Annotated in this window: 20 protein-coding genes and 1 pseudogene; 16 read left to right on the top strand and 5 right to left on the bottom strand. The window is 39.9% G+C overall.

Annotated elements, in window-relative coordinates; genetic code table 11:
• The first annotated feature begins 64 nt into the window (after positions 1–64).
• Positions 65–1141, top strand: coding sequence for a hemolysin family protein (locus L655_RS0116600; protein WP_007587021.1), 1077 nt, complete (start codon positions 65–67; stop codon positions 1139–1141).
• A 32-nt stretch (positions 1142–1173) separates the two neighbouring features.
• Here the strand turns inward: L655_RS0116600 and L655_RS0116595 are convergent, their stop codons facing one another.
• Positions 1174–2385: an EAL domain-containing protein gene (locus L655_RS0116595; RefSeq protein WP_024605627.1), complete on the bottom strand. Its 1212-nt coding sequence runs from the start codon at positions 2383–2385 to the stop codon at positions 1174–1176.
• A 166-nt stretch (positions 2386–2551) separates the two neighbouring features.
• On the opposite strand from L655_RS0116595, the pseudogene L655_RS0116590 reads away from it, so the two are divergent.
• A pseudogene (locus tag L655_RS0116590) lies at positions 2552–3490 on the top strand (site-2 protease family protein); the annotation flags it as partial.
• 84 nt (positions 3491–3574) lie between these two features.
• Here L655_RS0116590 and L655_RS0116585 read toward each other — a convergent pair.
• On the bottom strand, positions 3575–4885 hold the full coding sequence (locus L655_RS0116585; RefSeq protein ID WP_024605626.1) for a TIGR00366 family protein: 1311 nt from the start codon (positions 4883–4885) through the stop codon (positions 3575–3577).
• Between the two features lie 169 nt (positions 4886–5054).
• Between L655_RS0116585 and L655_RS0116580 the strand changes: the two genes are divergently transcribed.
• Both L655_RS0116580 and L655_RS0116575 read left to right on the top strand, forming a co-directional pair.
• On the top strand, positions 5055–6122 hold the full coding sequence (locus L655_RS0116580) for a potassium channel family protein (RefSeq protein ID WP_024605625.1): 1068 nt from the start codon (positions 5055–5057) through the stop codon (positions 6120–6122).
• Complete coding sequence (locus tag L655_RS0116575) at positions 6122–6319, top strand: PLDc N-terminal domain-containing protein (protein ID WP_002957905.1); 198 nt, start codon at positions 6122–6124, stop codon at positions 6317–6319. The genes L655_RS0116580 and L655_RS0116575 overlap by 1 nt, the downstream gene beginning before the upstream one ends.
• A gap of 36 nt (positions 6320–6355) precedes the next feature.
• On the opposite strand, the gene L655_RS0116570 is transcribed toward L655_RS0116575, so the two are convergent.
• Positions 6356–7390, bottom strand: a complete 1035-nt coding sequence (locus L655_RS0116570) for a hypothetical protein (RefSeq protein WP_024605624.1) — start codon at positions 7388–7390, stop codon at positions 6356–6358.
• A gap of 69 nt (positions 7391–7459) precedes the next feature.
• Positions 7460–7918: an EVE domain-containing protein gene (locus L655_RS0116565; protein WP_024605623.1), complete on the bottom strand. Its 459-nt coding sequence runs from the start codon at positions 7916–7918 to the stop codon at positions 7460–7462.
• Between the two features lie 77 nt (positions 7919–7995).
• Between L655_RS0116565 and tesB the strand changes: the two genes are divergently transcribed.
• Positions 7996–8853, top strand: a complete 858-nt coding sequence (tesB, locus tag L655_RS0116560; protein WP_024597275.1) for an acyl-CoA thioesterase II — start codon at positions 7996–7998, stop codon at positions 8851–8853.
• Positions 8854–8874: 21 nt separating this feature from the next.
• On the opposite strand, the gene plsB is transcribed toward tesB, so the two are convergent.
• Positions 8875–11313, bottom strand: a complete 2439-nt coding sequence (plsB, locus tag L655_RS0116555; protein WP_024605622.1) for a glycerol-3-phosphate 1-O-acyltransferase PlsB — start codon at positions 11311–11313, stop codon at positions 8875–8877.
• 417 nt (positions 11314–11730) lie between these two features.
• Here plsB and rpsJ point away from each other — a divergent pair, with 417 nt between their 5' ends.
• The 11 genes from rpsJ to rpsQ are packed head-to-tail and all read left to right on the top strand — an operon-like array spanning position 11731 to position 16694.
• Positions 11731–12042 carry a 30S ribosomal protein S10 gene (rpsJ, locus tag L655_RS0116550; protein WP_002957900.1) on the top strand — a complete coding sequence of 104 codons (312 nt, stop codon included), beginning with the start codon at positions 11731–11733 and terminating at the stop codon, positions 12040–12042.
• A 27-nt stretch (positions 12043–12069) separates the two neighbouring features.
• Positions 12070–12705: a 50S ribosomal protein L3 gene (gene rplC / locus L655_RS0116545; RefSeq protein WP_002957898.1), complete on the top strand. Its 636-nt coding sequence runs from the start codon at positions 12070–12072 to the stop codon at positions 12703–12705.
• A gap of 17 nt (positions 12706–12722) precedes the next feature.
• Positions 12723–13328 carry a 50S ribosomal protein L4 gene (rplD, locus tag L655_RS0116540; protein ID WP_002957897.1) on the top strand — a complete coding sequence of 202 codons (606 nt, stop codon included), beginning with the start codon at positions 12723–12725 and terminating at the stop codon, positions 13326–13328.
• Positions 13325–13627 carry a 50S ribosomal protein L23 gene (gene rplW / locus L655_RS0116535; RefSeq protein WP_002957896.1) on the top strand — a complete coding sequence of 101 codons (303 nt, stop codon included), beginning with the start codon at positions 13325–13327 and terminating at the stop codon, positions 13625–13627. The genes rplD and rplW overlap by 4 nt, the downstream gene beginning before the upstream one ends.
• Positions 13628–13642: 15 nt before the next feature.
• Complete coding sequence (gene rplB, locus L655_RS0116530; protein WP_002957895.1) at positions 13643–14467, top strand: 50S ribosomal protein L2; 825 nt, start codon at positions 13643–13645, stop codon at positions 14465–14467.
• Positions 14468–14482: 15 nt separating this feature from the next.
• Complete coding sequence (gene rpsS / locus L655_RS0116525) at positions 14483–14761, top strand: 30S ribosomal protein S19 (protein ID WP_004588689.1); 279 nt, start codon at positions 14483–14485, stop codon at positions 14759–14761.
• A 13-nt stretch (positions 14762–14774) separates the two neighbouring features.
• On the top strand, positions 14775–15107 hold the full coding sequence (gene rplV, locus L655_RS0116520) for a 50S ribosomal protein L22 (RefSeq protein WP_002957892.1): 333 nt from the start codon (positions 14775–14777) through the stop codon (positions 15105–15107).
• Between the two features lie 11 nt (positions 15108–15118).
• Positions 15119–15820 carry a 30S ribosomal protein S3 gene (rpsC, locus tag L655_RS0116515; RefSeq protein ID WP_002957891.1) on the top strand — a complete coding sequence of 234 codons (702 nt, stop codon included), beginning with the start codon at positions 15119–15121 and terminating at the stop codon, positions 15818–15820.
• 12 nt (positions 15821–15832) lie between these two features.
• The gene (gene rplP, locus L655_RS0116510; RefSeq protein ID WP_002957890.1) at positions 15833–16246 is read left to right on the top strand and encodes a 50S ribosomal protein L16; all 414 of its coding nucleotides are present in this window, start codon (positions 15833–15835) and stop codon (positions 16244–16246) included.
• On the top strand, positions 16246–16437 hold the full coding sequence (gene rpmC / locus L655_RS0116505) for a 50S ribosomal protein L29 (RefSeq protein WP_002957889.1): 192 nt from the start codon (positions 16246–16248) through the stop codon (positions 16435–16437). The genes rplP and rpmC overlap by 1 nt, the downstream gene beginning before the upstream one ends.
• Positions 16437–16694: a 30S ribosomal protein S17 gene (gene rpsQ / locus L655_RS0116500; RefSeq protein ID WP_002957888.1), complete on the top strand. Its 258-nt coding sequence runs from the start codon at positions 16437–16439 to the stop codon at positions 16692–16694. The genes rpmC and rpsQ overlap by 1 nt, the downstream gene beginning before the upstream one ends.
• Positions 16695–16905: the final 211 nt, after the last annotated feature.

Here is a 16905-nt window from a genome sequence, read left to right as displayed (position 1 = left end):
GAAGTTTGGCCAAATATAGCATGTATTGATACCATGCTCACATATCCAATATAGAGGAGAGAAAGTGACTTTACTGATAGTTTATATGGTAGTGGCGATTGTTATTTCGTTTTTATGTTCTGTGATGGAGGCTGTGTTATTAAGTATTTCGCCCAGCTATGTTGCATCACTTAGGAAAGATCATCCTGAGCTTGCTAAACAGCTCGAAAAACTTAAAAACAATATAGATCAGCCTTTAGCTGCTATTTTAACTTTAAATACGGTTGCCCATACTGCGGGTGCTGCTGGGGTAGGCGCACAGGCAGCTGTCGTGTTTTCCGATGCGGCTGTAGGTATTGCATCAGCCATTATGACATTCCTCGTATTAATTCTTTCTGAAATTATTCCTAAAACCTTGGGGGCTAATTACTGGCGAGCTCTAACGCCAAGTGTTACTTACGCTTTGAGGTTTTTAGTTATATTGCTAAAGCCTTTTGTATGGTTTGCACAAAAGCTAACAAATTTAATGGGTCCAAAGCACGATGAGGCTTACTATATTCGTCAAGAGATAGAGGCAATGGCTGATATAGGTACGGAGTCGGGTGCATTACATCAGGATGAGTCCGAAATAATTCGTAATTTATTGCATTTTAGACATGCAAAATTATGCGACTTAATGACGCCTCGAACTGTAATTTTTAAAATCCACAAAGACTTAACAGTAAATCAGTATTTAAACGATCACGGCTCGTCGTCATTTTCTCGTATATTGGTATTTGATAAAGACAGCGACGATATTGTTGGGTTTGTGCATAAAAACGATATTATGCTGGCATTTCACCGTTTAGGTACCGATTACAAAATTAGCAAATTGATTAAGCCTATTTATACGGTGCCGAGTTCTCAAAATGTATCGTCGTTACTGCAAACTCTTTTAACAAAGCGCACGCATATATGCCTAGTTGTAGATGAGTACGGTGACGTGCAAGGTATTGTAACGCTAGAGGATATGATTGAAGCTTTAATGGGGCTAGAGATTGTAGATGAGCGTGACCAATCTACTAATATGCGCGCAGTAGCAAGGCAGCGTTGGCACAAACGTTTAGCAAGCAGTGCGCATATAGTCAGTGAAGAAGATAAACACACTCGGGGTGATAATTAGTTAACCAGCCCCGATTAAATATTAATACCGCTTTAAGCGGGGCTGCCATCAGTTTTCAGCCAATCTTTAGCCCAAGATATAAATTCGCCTTGTGGTTTAGGACGACTAAATAAAAAACCTTGTATGGCTAAGTTTCTTCTATAATGCCTCAAATAAACGAGCTCTTCTGGTCGTTCAACACCTTCTGCCACTAAATCTAAATTATCTTTACTTGTAATATTAAATAACGAGCTTACAACTACTTGAGAAAATAAATCTGTTTCTATATGGCTAATGAGTGAACGGTCTATTTTAATTTCAGTAAAAGGAAGGTTTCGAAGCTGATTCATATTAGTAAAACCAACACCAAAGTCGTCTAGCGATATACCAAAGCCATGCATTCTTAATCTGTTTAGTGTTTCTAATTGCATGAGGCTTGAGAGTGCATGTTGTTCTGTTATTTCTATAATTATATTACTAGGCGTGAGTTGATTTAGTTCTAATATGAGTAGTAATTTATTAGGACAGTTTAGGTCGTCGAGCTGAGTTGGCGATAAGTTAAATGCCATCTTAAAATCATGACCTAGTTGCGCTTTCATATTTTTGAATTCGCTGGTGGCCTTTTCAAAAAGAGAAAATGTAATTTGATTAATTAAGTTATGTTGCTCGGCAATACCTATAAAACGGTTAGGTAAAATAATATTGCCGTCTTTACTTGATAGAATACGCGCTAATACTTCAACGCTCTCAATTCTATTGTTATCAGCGTTTATTTTTGGTTGATAAAAAGGCGTTATTTCATCATTTTTTAATGCTTCAATAAGCTCATCTTTTGAAATGGCTGACTCTTTTAATAAAGTATGGCTATTTAATTGCGCTACTTTAATAAGTAACCTACTTACCTGAGATAGTTGCACTGGTTTTGTAATATTACCAATGAGGTGAGCGTTATGTTGCTTGGCAAGGCTGGCAGCTAAACTAATAACTTTATGGTCCATTTCAGAAACAATAATAATACCGCCTTGATAGTGTAGCCCTCCTAAGTGGCGGATTAATTCCATACCATCCATTTCGGGCATATTGAGATCAGTAAAAATAGCATCAAAGTAGTTGATATCCTCTTTAACTTTTTCAAGCGCTTCTTTTGCATTCAGGCACGTAGTTATAGTGTTGGACATACCCAATTCGTTAAGTATAGCTTCCATAACGATCAAAATTGCTTTTGAATCGTCAACAACTAAAATATTAGGCACTATCTTCTTCACTGTTATCCCTTTTAATGTATCGCTTGGACTTACTATAAAAGTAGTAGTGTTTTTTTATTTTGTCAGTATCAAATGCTTTTATTTTGAAAATAGTTACCTAGCACCTTCTCTCGTGTTTTTAAGCTGATTAGGTATACTAGCGCCATTGTTTTAAACGGTCTTAATTATGATAAGAATAGATCTTACTTTAGCCGAGCAACCATTTTCGCTTATGGTGTCTGGGCAAAAAATTGTGCAGGTATTTCATGCGCAACAAGCCATTACCTTTGATAACCCTCGTGAAAACTACTATCAGTTTACTTACGACAATAAAAAAATAGGTATCGATACAGGGGCAGTCGAAGAGCAAAGCATTTCGCTTTTTGTAGATGATCAATTTGCAACACAACTTGCGCTACCAGCACCTACAAATGGCTCACCTAAAAAAGGCTTTTTAGGGCTAGCTGCATTAGGTTTTAAGCTTTTTAAAAGCGCTAAGGTAATTAAAGTAGTGCTTGCAGGGGCTTCTGTTGCAGGCTATGCGTGGCTATTTAGTATTGAATTTGCACTAATGCTAATTGGTTGCTTAGTCGTACACGAGTACGGCCATGTGCGAGCAATGAAATACTTTGGCATAAAAACCAAAGGTATTTACTTAATCCCGTTTGTTGGTGGGCTTGCTGTAAGTGACGATAAAATAACGACTCGTTGGCAAGATGTCGTTATATCATTAATGGGGCCTGCGTTTGGTTTAATTACCTCGGTGTTGGGCGTCGTTTTATATTACGCCACCGAGATGGAAATATTTGCAGGTGTTGCAGTTCTTAGTGCGTTATTAAATTTATTTAACTTGTTACCTATTCTACCGCTTGATGGCGGGCATGTATTAAAAAGTATTAGCTTTTCAATGCGTTCATGGATTGGTTTAAGCGTATGCTTATTAGGCGTACTATTTGGCTTATGGCTGAGCTACACCTTTGGCTTAATGTTACTGGTATTCTTTTTGTTTGTAGGTGCGCTGGAAATTGTATTTGAGTGGCGAGGCCGTCACTATTCACATTTAATGCCACTAGATAAATATGGCCAAGGTTTTTCAGCGGTTATGTATGCAATTGTAGTGGCTGGGNCCTGCCGATGACTATTTTATCGAGCTAGTATTTATCGTTCTAGATGAAAACGGGCTGTAATATTTATTACAGCCCGTTAAACATTAATAAAAGCTCAATACCAGCGATATAAAAACCCCAGTCACAAACAACTGCACAACACAAAACCCCATAATATCTTTTGCTTTTAAGCCTGCGATAGCAAGGACGGGTAATGCCCAAAAAGGTTGAATTAGGTTAGTCCACGCATCACCCCATGCAACAGCCATTGCAACGCGAGATATATCGGCACCTAGCTCTTGTGCTGCGGGTATTACAATAGGTGCTTGTACAGCCCATTGGCCACCGCCAGAGGGTACAAACATATTAACGAGTCCTGCACTTAAAAAACTAAAAAATGGCAAGCTATCAGCATCTGCAACGGCAATAAAGCCACGTGATATCTGTTGTGCTAATCCACTATCAACCATTACCGCCATGATGCCGGCATAAAAAGGAAATTGAATAACAATGCCAGCCCCGCTTGGAATTGCTTGTTGCAGACTGTTAAGTAAATTATGGGGTGTTTGATGCAGCGTAATAGCTAAAAACAAAAATACGGCAATAACGCTATTAAGGTTTAAGTTTCCGCCAGTAATAAAGAAGTAATAGCCTAAATATGCCAAACCTAATAAGCCAATTGTCATACCGAGTAGTTTACTTTGTTCCAAATGTTGGGCAGGTCTGGTTATTGTTGTGGGCTTAGGTGTTGTCTCTTGTAAAAGAGCTGGGTCGATATATACGCTTTCTTGCTCGCTTGGCAGCATATAGCGATTAACGAGCGGCATAATAATGAATAAACCAACTAATATGGCTATATTAAAGCCCGCAAATAAAGTGTGCTCTGTACTAATAATACCAATGCTGGCCTCTGAAAAGTGACCATCGGTTGCAATAGTTAAAGGAATCGAACCCGCTAATCCGACATGCCATACAACAAAGCCTGAGTAAGCGCTGGCTACTAATAATCGATAATCAACACGAGTATGTTTAGCAATTGCCTTGGCAAAAAGGGCACCAATAACTAAGCCAAATCCCCAATTTATCCAGCTCGCTAAAAGCGAAATAAGCGTGACTAATATAATTGCTTTAGGTGCGGTGCTTGCAAATGTTGCTAGCTTTTCTAATAACTTACTTATAGGTGGCGTACTTGCCAACATATAGCCTGTAATTAACACTAGTAGCATTTGCATAGCAAAACTTAATAAGTTCCAAAACCCACCTCCCCACGCTTGTAATACTTCAATGTTAGTTGCAGTTGTAAATAAGCTCGCACTGACAAGGGTAATTATTGTAAGTAAAATTACAAATATAAAAGGGTCGGGAAGATAACGCTCTACAATTTTAGTAAAAGGGCGGGCTATTTTATTAAGCATAAGCACAACTGTTTTGGTTATTATTTTAACGCTAATTAATCATGAAAAATCACCATTGGCAAACAGCATTTAGTCTAATATTTGCGGTTAAAAGCTTAAACATTGCTTAAAAGCATCGCTTACAGTAACGTACTGTTTATAGATAATTTACTAACGAAGACTTTGTATTATGCCGGTGATATTTAAAAGGCTAGCGTTACTTGTTCGCGCTCATATAGATCAGTTGAGTTGGCAAGCAGTGGCATTAGCTATTTTGACTCATATGCTATTAACATGGAGCTTACTATTTATAGCGAATGAGAAAGCGTTAACCTCGCTTACTACCTTTTTTTACTATTACACAGTAACAACATCAACAGTGGGATATGGTGACTTTAGTCCAACTACTGATCTTGGTCGTTGGGTGGTTGCATTAATACAAATTCCATTTGGTTTAGCTTTATTTGGTGTTTTGCTAGGAAAAGCAGGACAAACTGTTACTTACTTAATTAGGCGCGCTATGACTGGTGATAAAAACTTTGCCCACAGTAACCACCATATTATTATTTTTGGTTGGCACGACACTCGTACAAAAAAGATGATTGATTACATTTTGGCAGATACGAAACGTACTGACCGTCGTATTTTACTCGCGGTAACAGAGCAAATGGATCATCCTTTTTTAGCTAACGAAAGCGTTGATTTTGCACGTTTAACGAGCTTCACTAATTTAGTTGAGCTAGAGCGGGTTGCTATTCGTAGTGCTGATAAGGTGATTATTGATGGTCAAGATGACGATCAGACATTTACAACAGCCCTGCGCATTAGTCGCTTAGTAAAAGATGATTGTCATATAAGTGCTCACTTTTTGGATGAAACCAAAGTTGAGATGATGTTAGAGCATTGCCAAAATGTAGAGTGTAGTAGTGCAAAATCAGCTGAGATACTCGTACGCTCAATGCAAGATCCAGGTTCGAGCCGTGTGCAAGAGGAGCTGCTATCTACTTTGCACGGCGATACACAATTTAGTTTGAAAATACCAAACGGATGCAAAGATATGGAGTTTGGTACTTTGTTTCATCATTTTAAGCTTGAGCATGATGCCATACTGTTGGGTGTTGCTCATAATTTAAGTGCGCAAAATATGGATTTAAATCCACCATTAGATTACAAAGTAAGTGAAGGCGATATTCTGCACTATATATCGGTGGATCGAGTACTAAGTAGTGAAGTAGACTGGCCGAGCCTAGAAAAATAATGAATGAAGTTGTATTTTTAATTGTTGTTTTAAGTGCTTATATATTACCTGTCGTTATTGTACTCAACAGTAAGCGTACACAGGGTCATGAAAAGAATGGCTGGCTAATGGGAATAATTATATTTTCTTGGTTAGGGTTAATGATGTACTTTGCCATTGTGCCCAAGTATGGGCACAAAAAGAAAAAGGCCAAATAGAGTAGTTGGCCTTTACAGTCGCTTTTACTGGCGTAATTACTCTTCTAGTTGCTTAATTTTATGCTCAATTAAAGGATCGTCAGGTACAAGTTGTTGAGCAACTTCTAATAACTGAATGGCATCATTAGGATGCTCATCTTGATGCTTAAGGGCAACATCTATTAATGGCTGAATATCAATTTTTGCCTGATGTTCCTGTACGTGAACTTCTTTTTCATCAATCAAAATATTATGAGCTTTGCTTAATAGTGTTTGACGGTGAGCTGAGTTTACATTCGCTTTATTAAGGCTTTTGTAATAATCCTCTTTAAAACGTAAGGTTTTAGTTTGCAGACGAAATTGCGCAATATCAATTTGCTGGTGCTGAATAAAATCGACGGCTACTTGCTTATAAAATCCAAACTTATTCAAATATGTGGCATGTGTGCCATGTCCCATACCAAATACCCGTAAGTGAGTTAGCTGCTTATAGCGCTTAGCATGCATTCGGTCTATACGATTAGTTGGGTCGTAAATAATATAGCCTTGGGCATCTCCTAAATCTAGATCGTGATAATCTTGCTGCCAATCAAACTGCTGAGCTATATCGGTACTAGAGCGGTCATCCCACGGCACTAACTCTTTATTTTTAGTACTTACCGGATGGAAGAACAATACTTGGTTTAGTTTTAATAATTTAGCAAAAGCGCCAACAGCAAATCCACCACGACTTAGACCGTAACCTAATCGGCAATTAAACGGCGTAAGTAATGTTGATAATTGCTCGAGAAAAAAGATTAAATTTCGATTACGAAACCAATTACTCTTACCTAAGTGCTGAAAAGCGAAAACATTTACGTTTTGTTTTTGAGCTAGGTGATAACCCCAAGGTGCAAAATCAGAATTGAGATCTTGTTCTTGCACATTAGTACCAGCAGGAGAAAAAGTAAAAAGCAGGGGCTTATTCACGTCAACAAAATCATACTTAACAAATACATCGCCGAGTAAATCACTACCCGTCATGGGTAATCGAGTTTGTTGCTCATTGCGCGGGAGAGTTAACCATTCATCTAACCAATACAGTAATTTCATTAATCCTCCAGCTATAAGTCGGCGCGGATCATATCAAACTCAATGAAATTAGGTCAAACCGAAAGAATATTACTGCGCCATTTTGATTATTTCATCCCAGTCATTTTTAGTAACAGGCATTATTGATAGACGTCCGCCCTTTTTAAGTGCGATTTCAGTAATATTGTCATTGGCTTTTATATCTTTAAGGCTAATTAATTTTTTTAAATGACTTTGATAAGTAACCTCAACAACAACCCAACGAGGTTTATCGCTGGTGGCTTTTGCATCGTAATAGTCGCTGCTTAAATCAAATTGAGTAGGGTCTGGGTAAGCTTCTTTTGTAACCTCGGCAATGCCGGCTACGCCCACGTGTTTGCAGCTTGAATGATAAATCATTACTGAATCACCGACTTTGACGCCGTCACGCATAAAATTTCGTGCTTGGTAATTACGCACACCTTCCCAAAGCGTGGTTTGGTTGGGTGCGTTTTTTAAGTCATCTAATGAAAACGCATCGGGTTCAGTTTTAAATAGCCAGTAAGCCATAACAGTATTCCTAACAAAGATTTACTTCCCACTATTGTATAGTATCATTTGCATACTAGGGTAATGAGGAAGAAATAATGAGCCAAGTATTAGATGATTTATTGTCGTTGTTAACACTTGAAGAAATTGAGCAAGGTTTATATCGAGGACAAAGCCAAGATTTAGGCTTTGGTGCTGTATTTGGTGGTCAAGTTATGGGGCAGGCGCTTTCTGCTGCCAAAGAAACTCTACCTGAAGGGCGAATAGTTCATTCATTACATTCTTACTTTTTACGCCCAGGCGATCCGGCTAAACCCATTGTTTATGACGTTGAAACTATTCGCGATGGAAAGAGCTTTAGTACTCGCCGAGTAAAAGCGATTCAGTACGGTAAGCCTATTTTTTATATGACCGCGTCATTTCAAGGTGAAGAGAGTGGGTTATCGCATCAAGCGACAATGCCTGATGTTCCCGCACCTGAAGAACTACGTTCATCGCTTGAGTTTTACCAAGATAACGCTTCACATATCCCTGAAGTCATCCGTAATAAGTTTACTCGTGAAATGCCAATTGAAATGCGACCGGTTACTTTTCATAACCCGTTTAAACCAGAAGTTATGGAGCCGGTAAAGCATATTTGGTTTAAAGCTAATGGTGAAATGCCAGACGATCAGCGTATCCACAATTACTTATTAGCGTATGCGTCTGATTTTGAGTTTTTACCAACTGCATTACAACCTCATGGTGTATCGTTTATGCAGCCAAATATGCAAGTAGCGACCATAGACCACGCAATGTGGTTTCATCGCCCGTTTAGAATGGATGATTGGATTTTGTATTCAATTGATAGTCCAAGTGCGAGTAATGGGTGTGGTTTGGTACGCGGGCAGTTTTTTGATCGCCAAGGCAACTTGGTTGCCTCAACAATGCAAGAAGGGGTTATGCGTCAGCGCTAATCCCCTTTTATAGATATAGTACTAGTTACACTGATCTTGTACTATATCGCTGATTGACTGCCAGACGCGTGCTGGCAGTAATGTTTTAAGGTGTGCGTAGGTTTCGCAAAGTTGTGTACTGCCTACTAAGCCTTTATCACCCTCTGTTATTAACGACTCGCCACGTAAGTTTTCGATAAAACTAACAAGTACTTTTTTATCAAAAAACTCAGGTGTTTTAATGCCATGCAGTGTTCCTAAACGCTGTGCAAGCACTTGGCTCTCTCGTTCTAATTCTGCTTTTTCAATGCCATCACTTGTTTGAATAAAACCAATCACAATAGCGTAACGTTGTAGAGTAAAGCTAAGTGCTCGTCCAAGCATTTCAAGCTTAGCTAGGCAGTCATTACTGTTCGTTATATGAATGTTATCGCCATCAAACTCAATTAAATTTTGATCAGCAAAGTTAGCTAAAATACGCGTTATATAGTTTTCATCAAGAGGCTGTAAATACCACTCTTTAGCAAATAGCGGATAAAATGTTTTTACAAGTTGCTGGCATTGAGCAATCGTAGTGCTGTGTTGTTTAAATAGATGTAGTGCAATTAAGCTTGGTACTGCAAACAAGTGCAAAATATTGTTTCGGTAGTAATTAAACAGTACTTTTTCTTTATCGTTAATCGTAATGATTTCGCCAAACTCATCACTGATAACTTCAAACTTATTAAGCTTTAATGCATGCGTTAGTAATTGCTCTGGTGTTTCGTCTGGTGTAGTTACTTTATTACTGTAGCTGGCATCACGCTGTAAGCGCAGATAAAAATCAAGCTGTGCTAATAGCTTTGGTTTACTCAATGCTTGCTTATCATTAACCAGCAATATCATCGCTAGTAAGTTAACCGCATTAAGCGCCGCTGCATTATTAATTTTAACCATTACTTGGTCGGCAAGTTTAGTTACTTGTGGTGCTAACCATTGTGGCTTTTGCACGTCAGTTGGGTGTATTGAATCACGCCAATCAGGTTGGTTATCGTTTAAGTATTGGTTAATAGAGATTGGGTCGCCAAAGTTTAAATTACCACGACCGTAGTTTTTAAGGTTTTTGATTGCCTTAAAAATACCAAATATAGATTCGCCTTTTTTATCTTTACCATCTAGCTCTTTAAGGTAGGTGTTAATTTCCATGACGTGCTCGTAGCCAATGTACACAGGAACAATAGATATTGGTCTGTCTATTCCGCGTAGCATTGCTTGTAGTGTCATAGATAGCATACCCGTTTTAGGCGGCAGTAAGCGTCCAGTTCGGCTTCGACCGCCCTCCGTGTAAAACTTAACAGAGTAACCTTTAATAAACAGTTGGCTTAAATACTCTTTGAATATGGCAGAATAAAGTTTATTACCTGCAAACGAGCGACGAATAAAAAACGCACCAGAGCGTCTAAATATGCCTCCGGCAGGGAAAAAGTTAAGATTTATACCAGCAGCTATATGCGGAGGTACTAAACCTAAATGATAAATAGAGTAAGTAAGCAGTAAGTAATCCATATGGCTGCGATGACAAGGCATATAAATTATTTCATGTCCTTTATCTGTTAGTTCATGAATTTGTTCGGCGTGTTTAATATCAATACCATTATAAAGCTTATTCCATAACCAAGTTAAAAACCTTTCGGCCACACGTATCATTGCTTCAGAGTAATTAGCGGCTATTTCATCAAGTAGCTTAAGTGCATTTTGACGAGCTTCTGTTTGGCTAATGTTTTTAGCGTTAGCTTCATCTTGAATTGCTTTTTTTATAGTAGGTGACGCTAATAATGAATTAAACAATTGCTCACGAGATGGCATTTTAGGGCCTGTAGCAGCTAGCTTTTGGCGCTTAAAGTGAACACGCGCTACGCGTAATAATTTATGAGGTAACTCACTTACATCGGCTTTTTCATTGACTAAAAGTGATAAGTCGAGTGGTTGGCTAAAGCGAATAAAGTTATCGCGCCCTGAAAATAACACCACAAAAAACTTTCTAAACCAGCTTGGAGTAAGAGAGTGTGTAATTAAAGTACGTAGTCCTGGCTTTTCTTTACCTGGATCGCGCCCCCATAAAATAGTAACAGGCACCACTTGTACGTTTTGCTGACCGCTTTTTATTAAGTACTCAATAATTTGCTTGCCTTGGGCTAAAGCATTGGTTGGTTTTGCTTCATCACCAAATAACGGTGGAGGATTTTTAATACCAATAAAACGGTCTAAATTTTGAGTCCCTAGCACTTGCTCTTCTGTTGGGCTTGGTAGGCCATTCTTTTTACAAACATGCGCCAGCGCGGCTAAATCAAAACGTGAATTTAAACGCACTATATAAAATGTAGGGTACTCAGGGTTTAGATCATACTGTTTAATAGGATTTTCTGGCAGCACTTTGCTTTTCACAAATAAGCGGCTAAATCCAGCAGACATAACATTTAAACAATAATTAAAAATACGCATCGACTCACCATATTGAGAGTATTAAGGGCAAAATTAGCGCAACAGGATACCATAATATCTAAAAATCCCTTAGTTTGCGCAATTAAGATGTTTAGTTGTTTGTTGACTAGCACCAAAAGCATTAGTTCAAGTATAGCTATTGAACATGTATGGACGCATATTTAATCAAATTAGTATTCATTACATTGTTTCTAAATAGTTGTTGCATTTATCACCAATACCTCTATAATACGCAGGCTTTCAAAATTCCTCTGGGAATTAGAAAGGATAAATTAAGCTTGGATTTCAAGCTAATAAACAGGAGTTCCGATTTGGAACTCAACGTAGATATAATCAAACAGCCGACATCTTAAGTTTTAAGATTGTTTCGGTCGTTTTTTTATGCTCTTTTATATGCTCTTTATATTGAGGTTAAGAATGTCAAATCAACGCATTCGTATTCGCCTAAAAGCTTTTGACCACCGTTTGATTGACCAATCAACGGCAGAAATCGTGGAAACTGCGAAACGCACTGGCGCACAAGTACGTGGTCCAATCCCACTACCTACACGCTTTGAACGTTTTACTGTACTAACTTCACCGCACGTTAATAAAGATGCGCGTGATCAGTACGAGATCCGCACCCATAAACGTCTGATAGACATCGTAGAACCAACTGACAAGACTGTAGACGCGCTTATGCGTTTAGATCTTGCTGCTGGTGTTGATGTTCAAATCAGCCTGGGTTAATCGAAAGATTAGAGAGGTTTTAGGAAAATGGCATTAGGTCTAGTCGGTCGTAAAGTGGGTATGACACGAATCTTCACTGAAGATGGTGTATCTATCCCTGTGACAGTTATTGAAGCGACACCTAACCGCATTGCTCAGATCAAATCTGACGCAACAGACGGTTATAACGCGCTTCAAGTAACCGCAGGCACTAAAAAAGCAAGTCGTGTAAACAAAGCTAAAGCGGGTCATTTCGCTAAAGCTGGTGTTGAAGCGGGTCGCGGTCTGTGGGAATTCCGCCTTAACGGTGGTGAAGGCGATTTTGAAGTAGGCGCTGAGCTTACTGTTGAATTATTCAACGAAATCAACAAGGTTGACGTAACCGGTACTTCTAAAGGTAAAGGTTTCCAAGGTGGTGTTAAGCGCTGGAATTTCAGCATGCAAGACGCTACACATGGTAACTCTCTATCTCACCGTGCTCCTGGTTCAATCGGTCAAAACCAATCACCTGGTAAGGTGTTTAAAGGTAAGAAAATGGCCGGTCATATGGGTGCTGAGCGTGTAACGACTCAAAACTTAGAACTAGTTCGCGTTGACGCTGAGCGTAATTTGCTTTTAGTTAAGGGTGCAGTACCTGGAGCTATTGGCGGTGACGTTATCGTTAAACCAGCTGTTAAAGCATAAGTCCTGGAGATTTAGTGATGGAATTAGCAATTAAAGACGCTTCTGGCGGTCTTGAAGTTTCTGAAGCTACTTTTGGACGTGAGTTTAACGAAGCATTAGTACACCAAGTAGTTGTTGCATACGCAGCAGGTGCTCGTCAAGGTACTCGTGCTCAGAAGACACGTTCTGAAGTAAGCGGTGGTGGTAAAAAACCATGGGCTCAAAAAGGTACTGGCCGTGCACGTGCCGGTACAATCCGTAGCCCAATTTGGCGTTCAGGTGGCGTTAGCTTTGCAGCTAAACCACAAGACCACAGCCAAAAAGTAAACCGTAAAATGTACCGTGGTGCGATTAAAAGCATCTTATCTGAATTAGTTCGTCAAGAGCGTTTAATCGTTGTTGAAAGTTTTGCTCTAGCAGCACCAAAAACTAAAGAACTAGTTGCTAAGCTTAAAGAACTTGAGCTTAAAGATGTTCTTATCGTGACTGAAGAAGTAGATGAAAATCTTTTCTTATCGGCACGTAACCTTTATAAGGTTGACACACGTGATGTAGCTGGTATCGATCCTGTAAGCTTAATTGCTTTCGATAAGGTACTTATTACAGCCGCTGCTGTTAAGCAACTTGAGGAGGCGCTAGCATGATTCGCGAAGAACGTCTTTTAAAAGTGATCCTTGCTCCACATATCTCTGAAAAAAGCACAATTGCTGCTGAAGAAAACAATACTATTGTTTTTAAAGTAGTAAATGACGCAACTAAAGCTGAAATTAAAGTAGCAGTTGAGAAGCTTTTTGAAGTAGAAGTAACGGGTGTTCGCACACTTAACGTTAAGGGTAAAACAAAACGTACTGGCGCACGTTTCGGTCGTCGTAGCGACTGGAAAAAAGCTTACGTTACTCTTAAAGAAGGCAGCGAGCTAGACTTTGTCGGCGGCGCCGAGTAATAAGGGGATAGAATTATGGCACTTCAAAAGTGTAAGCCTACTTCTGCGGGCCGTCGTCACCTAGTTAAAGTGGTTAACTCTGATCTACATAAGGGTAAGCCATACGCACCACTTTTAGAGAAAAACTCTAAATCAGGTGGTCGTAATAACAATGGTCGTATTACGGTTCGTCATATCGGTGGTGGTCATAAACAACATTACCGTTTAATCGATTTTAAACGTACTAAAGATGGCATTCCAGCCACTGTTGAACGTTTAGAATACGATCCAAATCGTAGCGCAAACATCGCTCTTGTATTATATGCAGACGGTGAGCGTCGTTACATTATCGCACCAAAAGGCTTAAAAGCTGGCGATGCAATCCAGTCTGGTGTTGATGCACCAATCAAACCTGGTAATGCATTACCAATGCGTAATATGCCTGTAGGTTCGACTGTTCACAACGTAGAATTAAAACCAGGTAAAGGTGCTCAAATCGCACGTTCTGCTGGTGCATACGTTCAAATCCTTGCTCGTGATGGTCAGTATGTAACATTACGTCTTCGTTCAGGCGAAGTTCGTAAAGTTGAATCTGATTGTCGTGCGACTCTAGGTGAAGTAGGCAATGCTGAGCATATGCTTCGTTCACTTGGTAAAGCAGGTGCAAATCGCTGGCGTGGTATTCGTCCGACAGTTCGTGGTGTTGCCATGAACCCGGTAGATCACCCACACGGTGGTGGTGAAGGTCGTACATCTGGTGGTCGTCATCCTGTGTCTCCATGGGGTAAGCCGACTAAAGGTGCGAAGACGCGTAAGAACAAGCGTACGGATAAATTTATAGTACGTCGTCGTACTAAGTAATATTGAGGAATAGCCATGCCACGCTCTCTCAAGAAGGGTCCTTTTATAGACCTACACTTGCTGAAGAAGGTAGAGAAAGCTTTGGAAAGCGGTGAGAAAAAGCCAATTAAAACTTGGAGCCGTCGTTCAATGATCATACCTAACATGATCGGATTGACCATTGCTGTCCATAATGGTCGCCAGCACGTACCAGTTTTCGTTTCTGACGAAATGATCGGTCACAAACTAGGTGAATTTGCACCAACTCGCACTTACCGTGGCCATGCTGCGGATAAGAAAGCGAAGAAACGATAAGAGGGGAAGATAAATGCAAGCATTAGCTAAACATAAATTCGCCTCTGGTTCGGCGCAAAAAGCACGTCTAGTTGCAGATCAGATCCGCGGGTTACCTGTAGATCGCGCACTAGAAATCCTGGCGTACAGCCCTAAGAAAGCGGCTGTATTAGTTAAGAAAGTACTTGAGTCTGCTATTGCTAACGCAGAGCATAACGAAGGTGCTGACATTGATGAGCTTCGTATAACAACGATCTTTGTGGACGATGGTCCTACAATGAAACGTATTATGCCTCGTGCTAAAGGACGCGCAGATCGCATCCTTAAGCGTACAAGCCATATCACTGTTATGGTTTCAGATAGCTAGGAGTATAAGTAATGGGACAAAAAGTTCATCCTACTGGTATTCGCCTAGGTATATCTAAACCTTGGGTTTCTACCTGGTACGCGAGTTCAAAAGATTTCTCTGCACAGCTTTTTGGCGATCACAAAGTTCGTACATTCCTTACTAAGGAATTAAAAACGGCTTCTGTGTCTAAAATCGTTATTGAGCGTCCAGCAAAATCAATCCGAGTAACAATTCACACGGCTCGTCCGGGTGTTGTTATCGGTAAAAAAGGCGAAGACGTAGAAAAATTACGTCAAGCGGTAACTAAAATCGCTGGTGTACCTGCTCAGATTAATATCTCTGAAGTACGTAAACCAGAACTAGATGCACAACTAGTAGCAGACGGCATTGCCTCTCAACTAGAACGTCGTGTTATGTTCCGTCGCGCTATGAAGCGTTCGGTACAAAATGCAATGCGCATCGGTTCTAAAGGGATTAAAGTTGAAGTTAGCGGTCGTCTTGGCGGCGCTGAAATCGCACGTTCAGAATGGTATCGTGAAGGTCGTGTACCTCTACATACTCTTCGTGCTGATATCGATTACGCAACTTCTGAAGCCTTAACCACTTATGGTATCATTGGTGTTAAAGTTTGGATCTTCAAAGGCGAAGTTATTGGTGGTTTACCACTAGTACAAGAGCAAGAGAAGCCAGCTAAACGCGCACCAAAGAAAGCCAAGAAAAGTGCTAAGTAGAGGTAGCGAGTAATGTTACAGCCAAAACGTACAAAATTCCGTAAAATGCACAAAGGCCGCAACCGCGGTTTAGCGCAAAACGGTAACAAAGTAAGCTTCGGTACTTTCGGATTGAAAGCAACTGGCCGTGGCCGTATGACTGCTCGTCAAATCGAAGCAGCTCGTCGTGCTATGACGCGTCACGTGAAACGTCAAGGTAAAATCTGGATTCGTGTCTTCCCTGACAAACCGATTACAGAAAAACCTCTTGAAGTTCGTATGGGTAAAGGTAAAGGTTCTGTTGAATATTGGGTTGCTGAAATTCAGCCTGGTAAAGTACTTTACGAAATGGAAGGTGTTTCAGAAGAGCTTGCTCGTGAAGCGTTTGACCTTGCTGCTCGTAAACTGCCATTCAAAACAACTTTCGTAACTCGGACGGTAATGTGATGAAAGCTAGCGAACTAAAAGATAAAAGCGTAGAAGAGCTTAATGCTGAACTTCTAGGACTACTTCGTGAGCAATTTAATATGCGCATGCAAGCTAGCACTGGTCAGTTAGCTCAGACACACACGCTAAGAACAGTACGCCGCGATATCGCGCGTGTAAAAACAGTTATTAACCAGAAGGCAGGTCAATAATGAGCGATAAAATTCGTACTCTTCAAGGCCGTGTAATCAGCGACAAGATGGAAAAATCTTTCACTATCGCTATCGCACGTTATGTGAAGCACCCAATCTATGGGAAATTCATTAAACGTACGACTAAGTTACACGTACATGACGAAAATAACACAGCAAAAGCGGGTGACGTAGTTACTATCCGTGAATGCGCACCAATTTCTAAGAATAAATCTTGGACTTTAGTAGACGTTATTTCTAGTCCAAAACAAGCTTAATTTTTAATTAAGTTAGTTTTGTAAAAAAGCCCTGGCATTAGCCGGGGCTTTTTGTTTTCTGGAACTGCCTTGTCTTGAAACGTGTTTACACATTTAGGACTTATACCAATCCGCAATAATACTTAATCATTTTGTGGGGCTAAACGTGTCGCTACCTGCGTTAAAAAATGCTCATTTAGAACAACTAAATAGCGAATTTCTGCCTAGCTAT

The organism is Pseudoalteromonas sp. TAE79 (genome assembly GCF_000498015.1).
GTDB lineage: Bacteria > Pseudomonadota > Gammaproteobacteria > Enterobacterales > Alteromonadaceae > Pseudoalteromonas.
This window is presented reverse-complemented; position numbering and strand designations above follow the sequence as displayed.

Coding starts and splice junctions, on each gene's coding strand:
- L655_RS0116585 (WP_024605626.1), bottom strand. CDS start 4,885: ATGCTTAATAAAATAGCCCGCCCTTTTACTAAAATTGTAGAGCGTTAT.
- L655_RS0116580 (WP_024605625.1), top strand. CDS start 5,055: ATGCCGGTGATATTTAAAAGGCTAGCGTTACTTGTTCGCGCTCATATA.
- L655_RS0116575 (WP_002957905.1), top strand. CDS start 6,122: ATGAATGAAGTTGTATTTTTAATTGTTGTTTTAAGTGCTTATATATTA.
- L655_RS0116570 (WP_024605624.1), bottom strand. CDS start 7,390: ATGAAATTACTGTATTGGTTAGATGAATGGTTAACTCTCCCGCGCAAT.
- L655_RS0116565 (WP_024605623.1), bottom strand. CDS start 7,918: ATGGCTTACTGGCTATTTAAAACTGAACCCGATGCGTTTTCATTAGAT.
- tesB (WP_024597275.1), top strand. CDS start 7,996: ATGAGCCAAGTATTAGATGATTTATTGTCGTTGTTAACACTTGAAGAA.
- plsB (WP_024605622.1), bottom strand. CDS start 11,313: ATGCGTATTTTTAATTATTGTTTAAATGTTATGTCTGCTGGATTTAGC.
- rpsJ (WP_002957900.1), top strand. CDS start 11,731: ATGTCAAATCAACGCATTCGTATTCGCCTAAAAGCTTTTGACCACCGT.
- rplC (WP_002957898.1), top strand. CDS start 12,070: ATGGCATTAGGTCTAGTCGGTCGTAAAGTGGGTATGACACGAATCTTC.
- rplD (WP_002957897.1), top strand. CDS start 12,723: ATGGAATTAGCAATTAAAGACGCTTCTGGCGGTCTTGAAGTTTCTGAA.
- rplW (WP_002957896.1), top strand. CDS start 13,325: ATGATTCGCGAAGAACGTCTTTTAAAAGTGATCCTTGCTCCACATATC.
- rplB (WP_002957895.1), top strand. CDS start 13,643: ATGGCACTTCAAAAGTGTAAGCCTACTTCTGCGGGCCGTCGTCACCTA.
- rpsS (WP_004588689.1), top strand. CDS start 14,483: ATGCCACGCTCTCTCAAGAAGGGTCCTTTTATAGACCTACACTTGCTG.
- rplV (WP_002957892.1), top strand. CDS start 14,775: ATGCAAGCATTAGCTAAACATAAATTCGCCTCTGGTTCGGCGCAAAAA.
- rpsC (WP_002957891.1), top strand. CDS start 15,119: ATGGGACAAAAAGTTCATCCTACTGGTATTCGCCTAGGTATATCTAAA.
- rplP (WP_002957890.1), top strand. CDS start 15,833: ATGTTACAGCCAAAACGTACAAAATTCCGTAAAATGCACAAAGGCCGC.
- rpmC (WP_002957889.1), top strand. CDS start 16,246: ATGAAAGCTAGCGAACTAAAAGATAAAAGCGTAGAAGAGCTTAATGCT.
- rpsQ (WP_002957888.1), top strand. CDS start 16,437: ATGAGCGATAAAATTCGTACTCTTCAAGGCCGTGTAATCAGCGACAAG.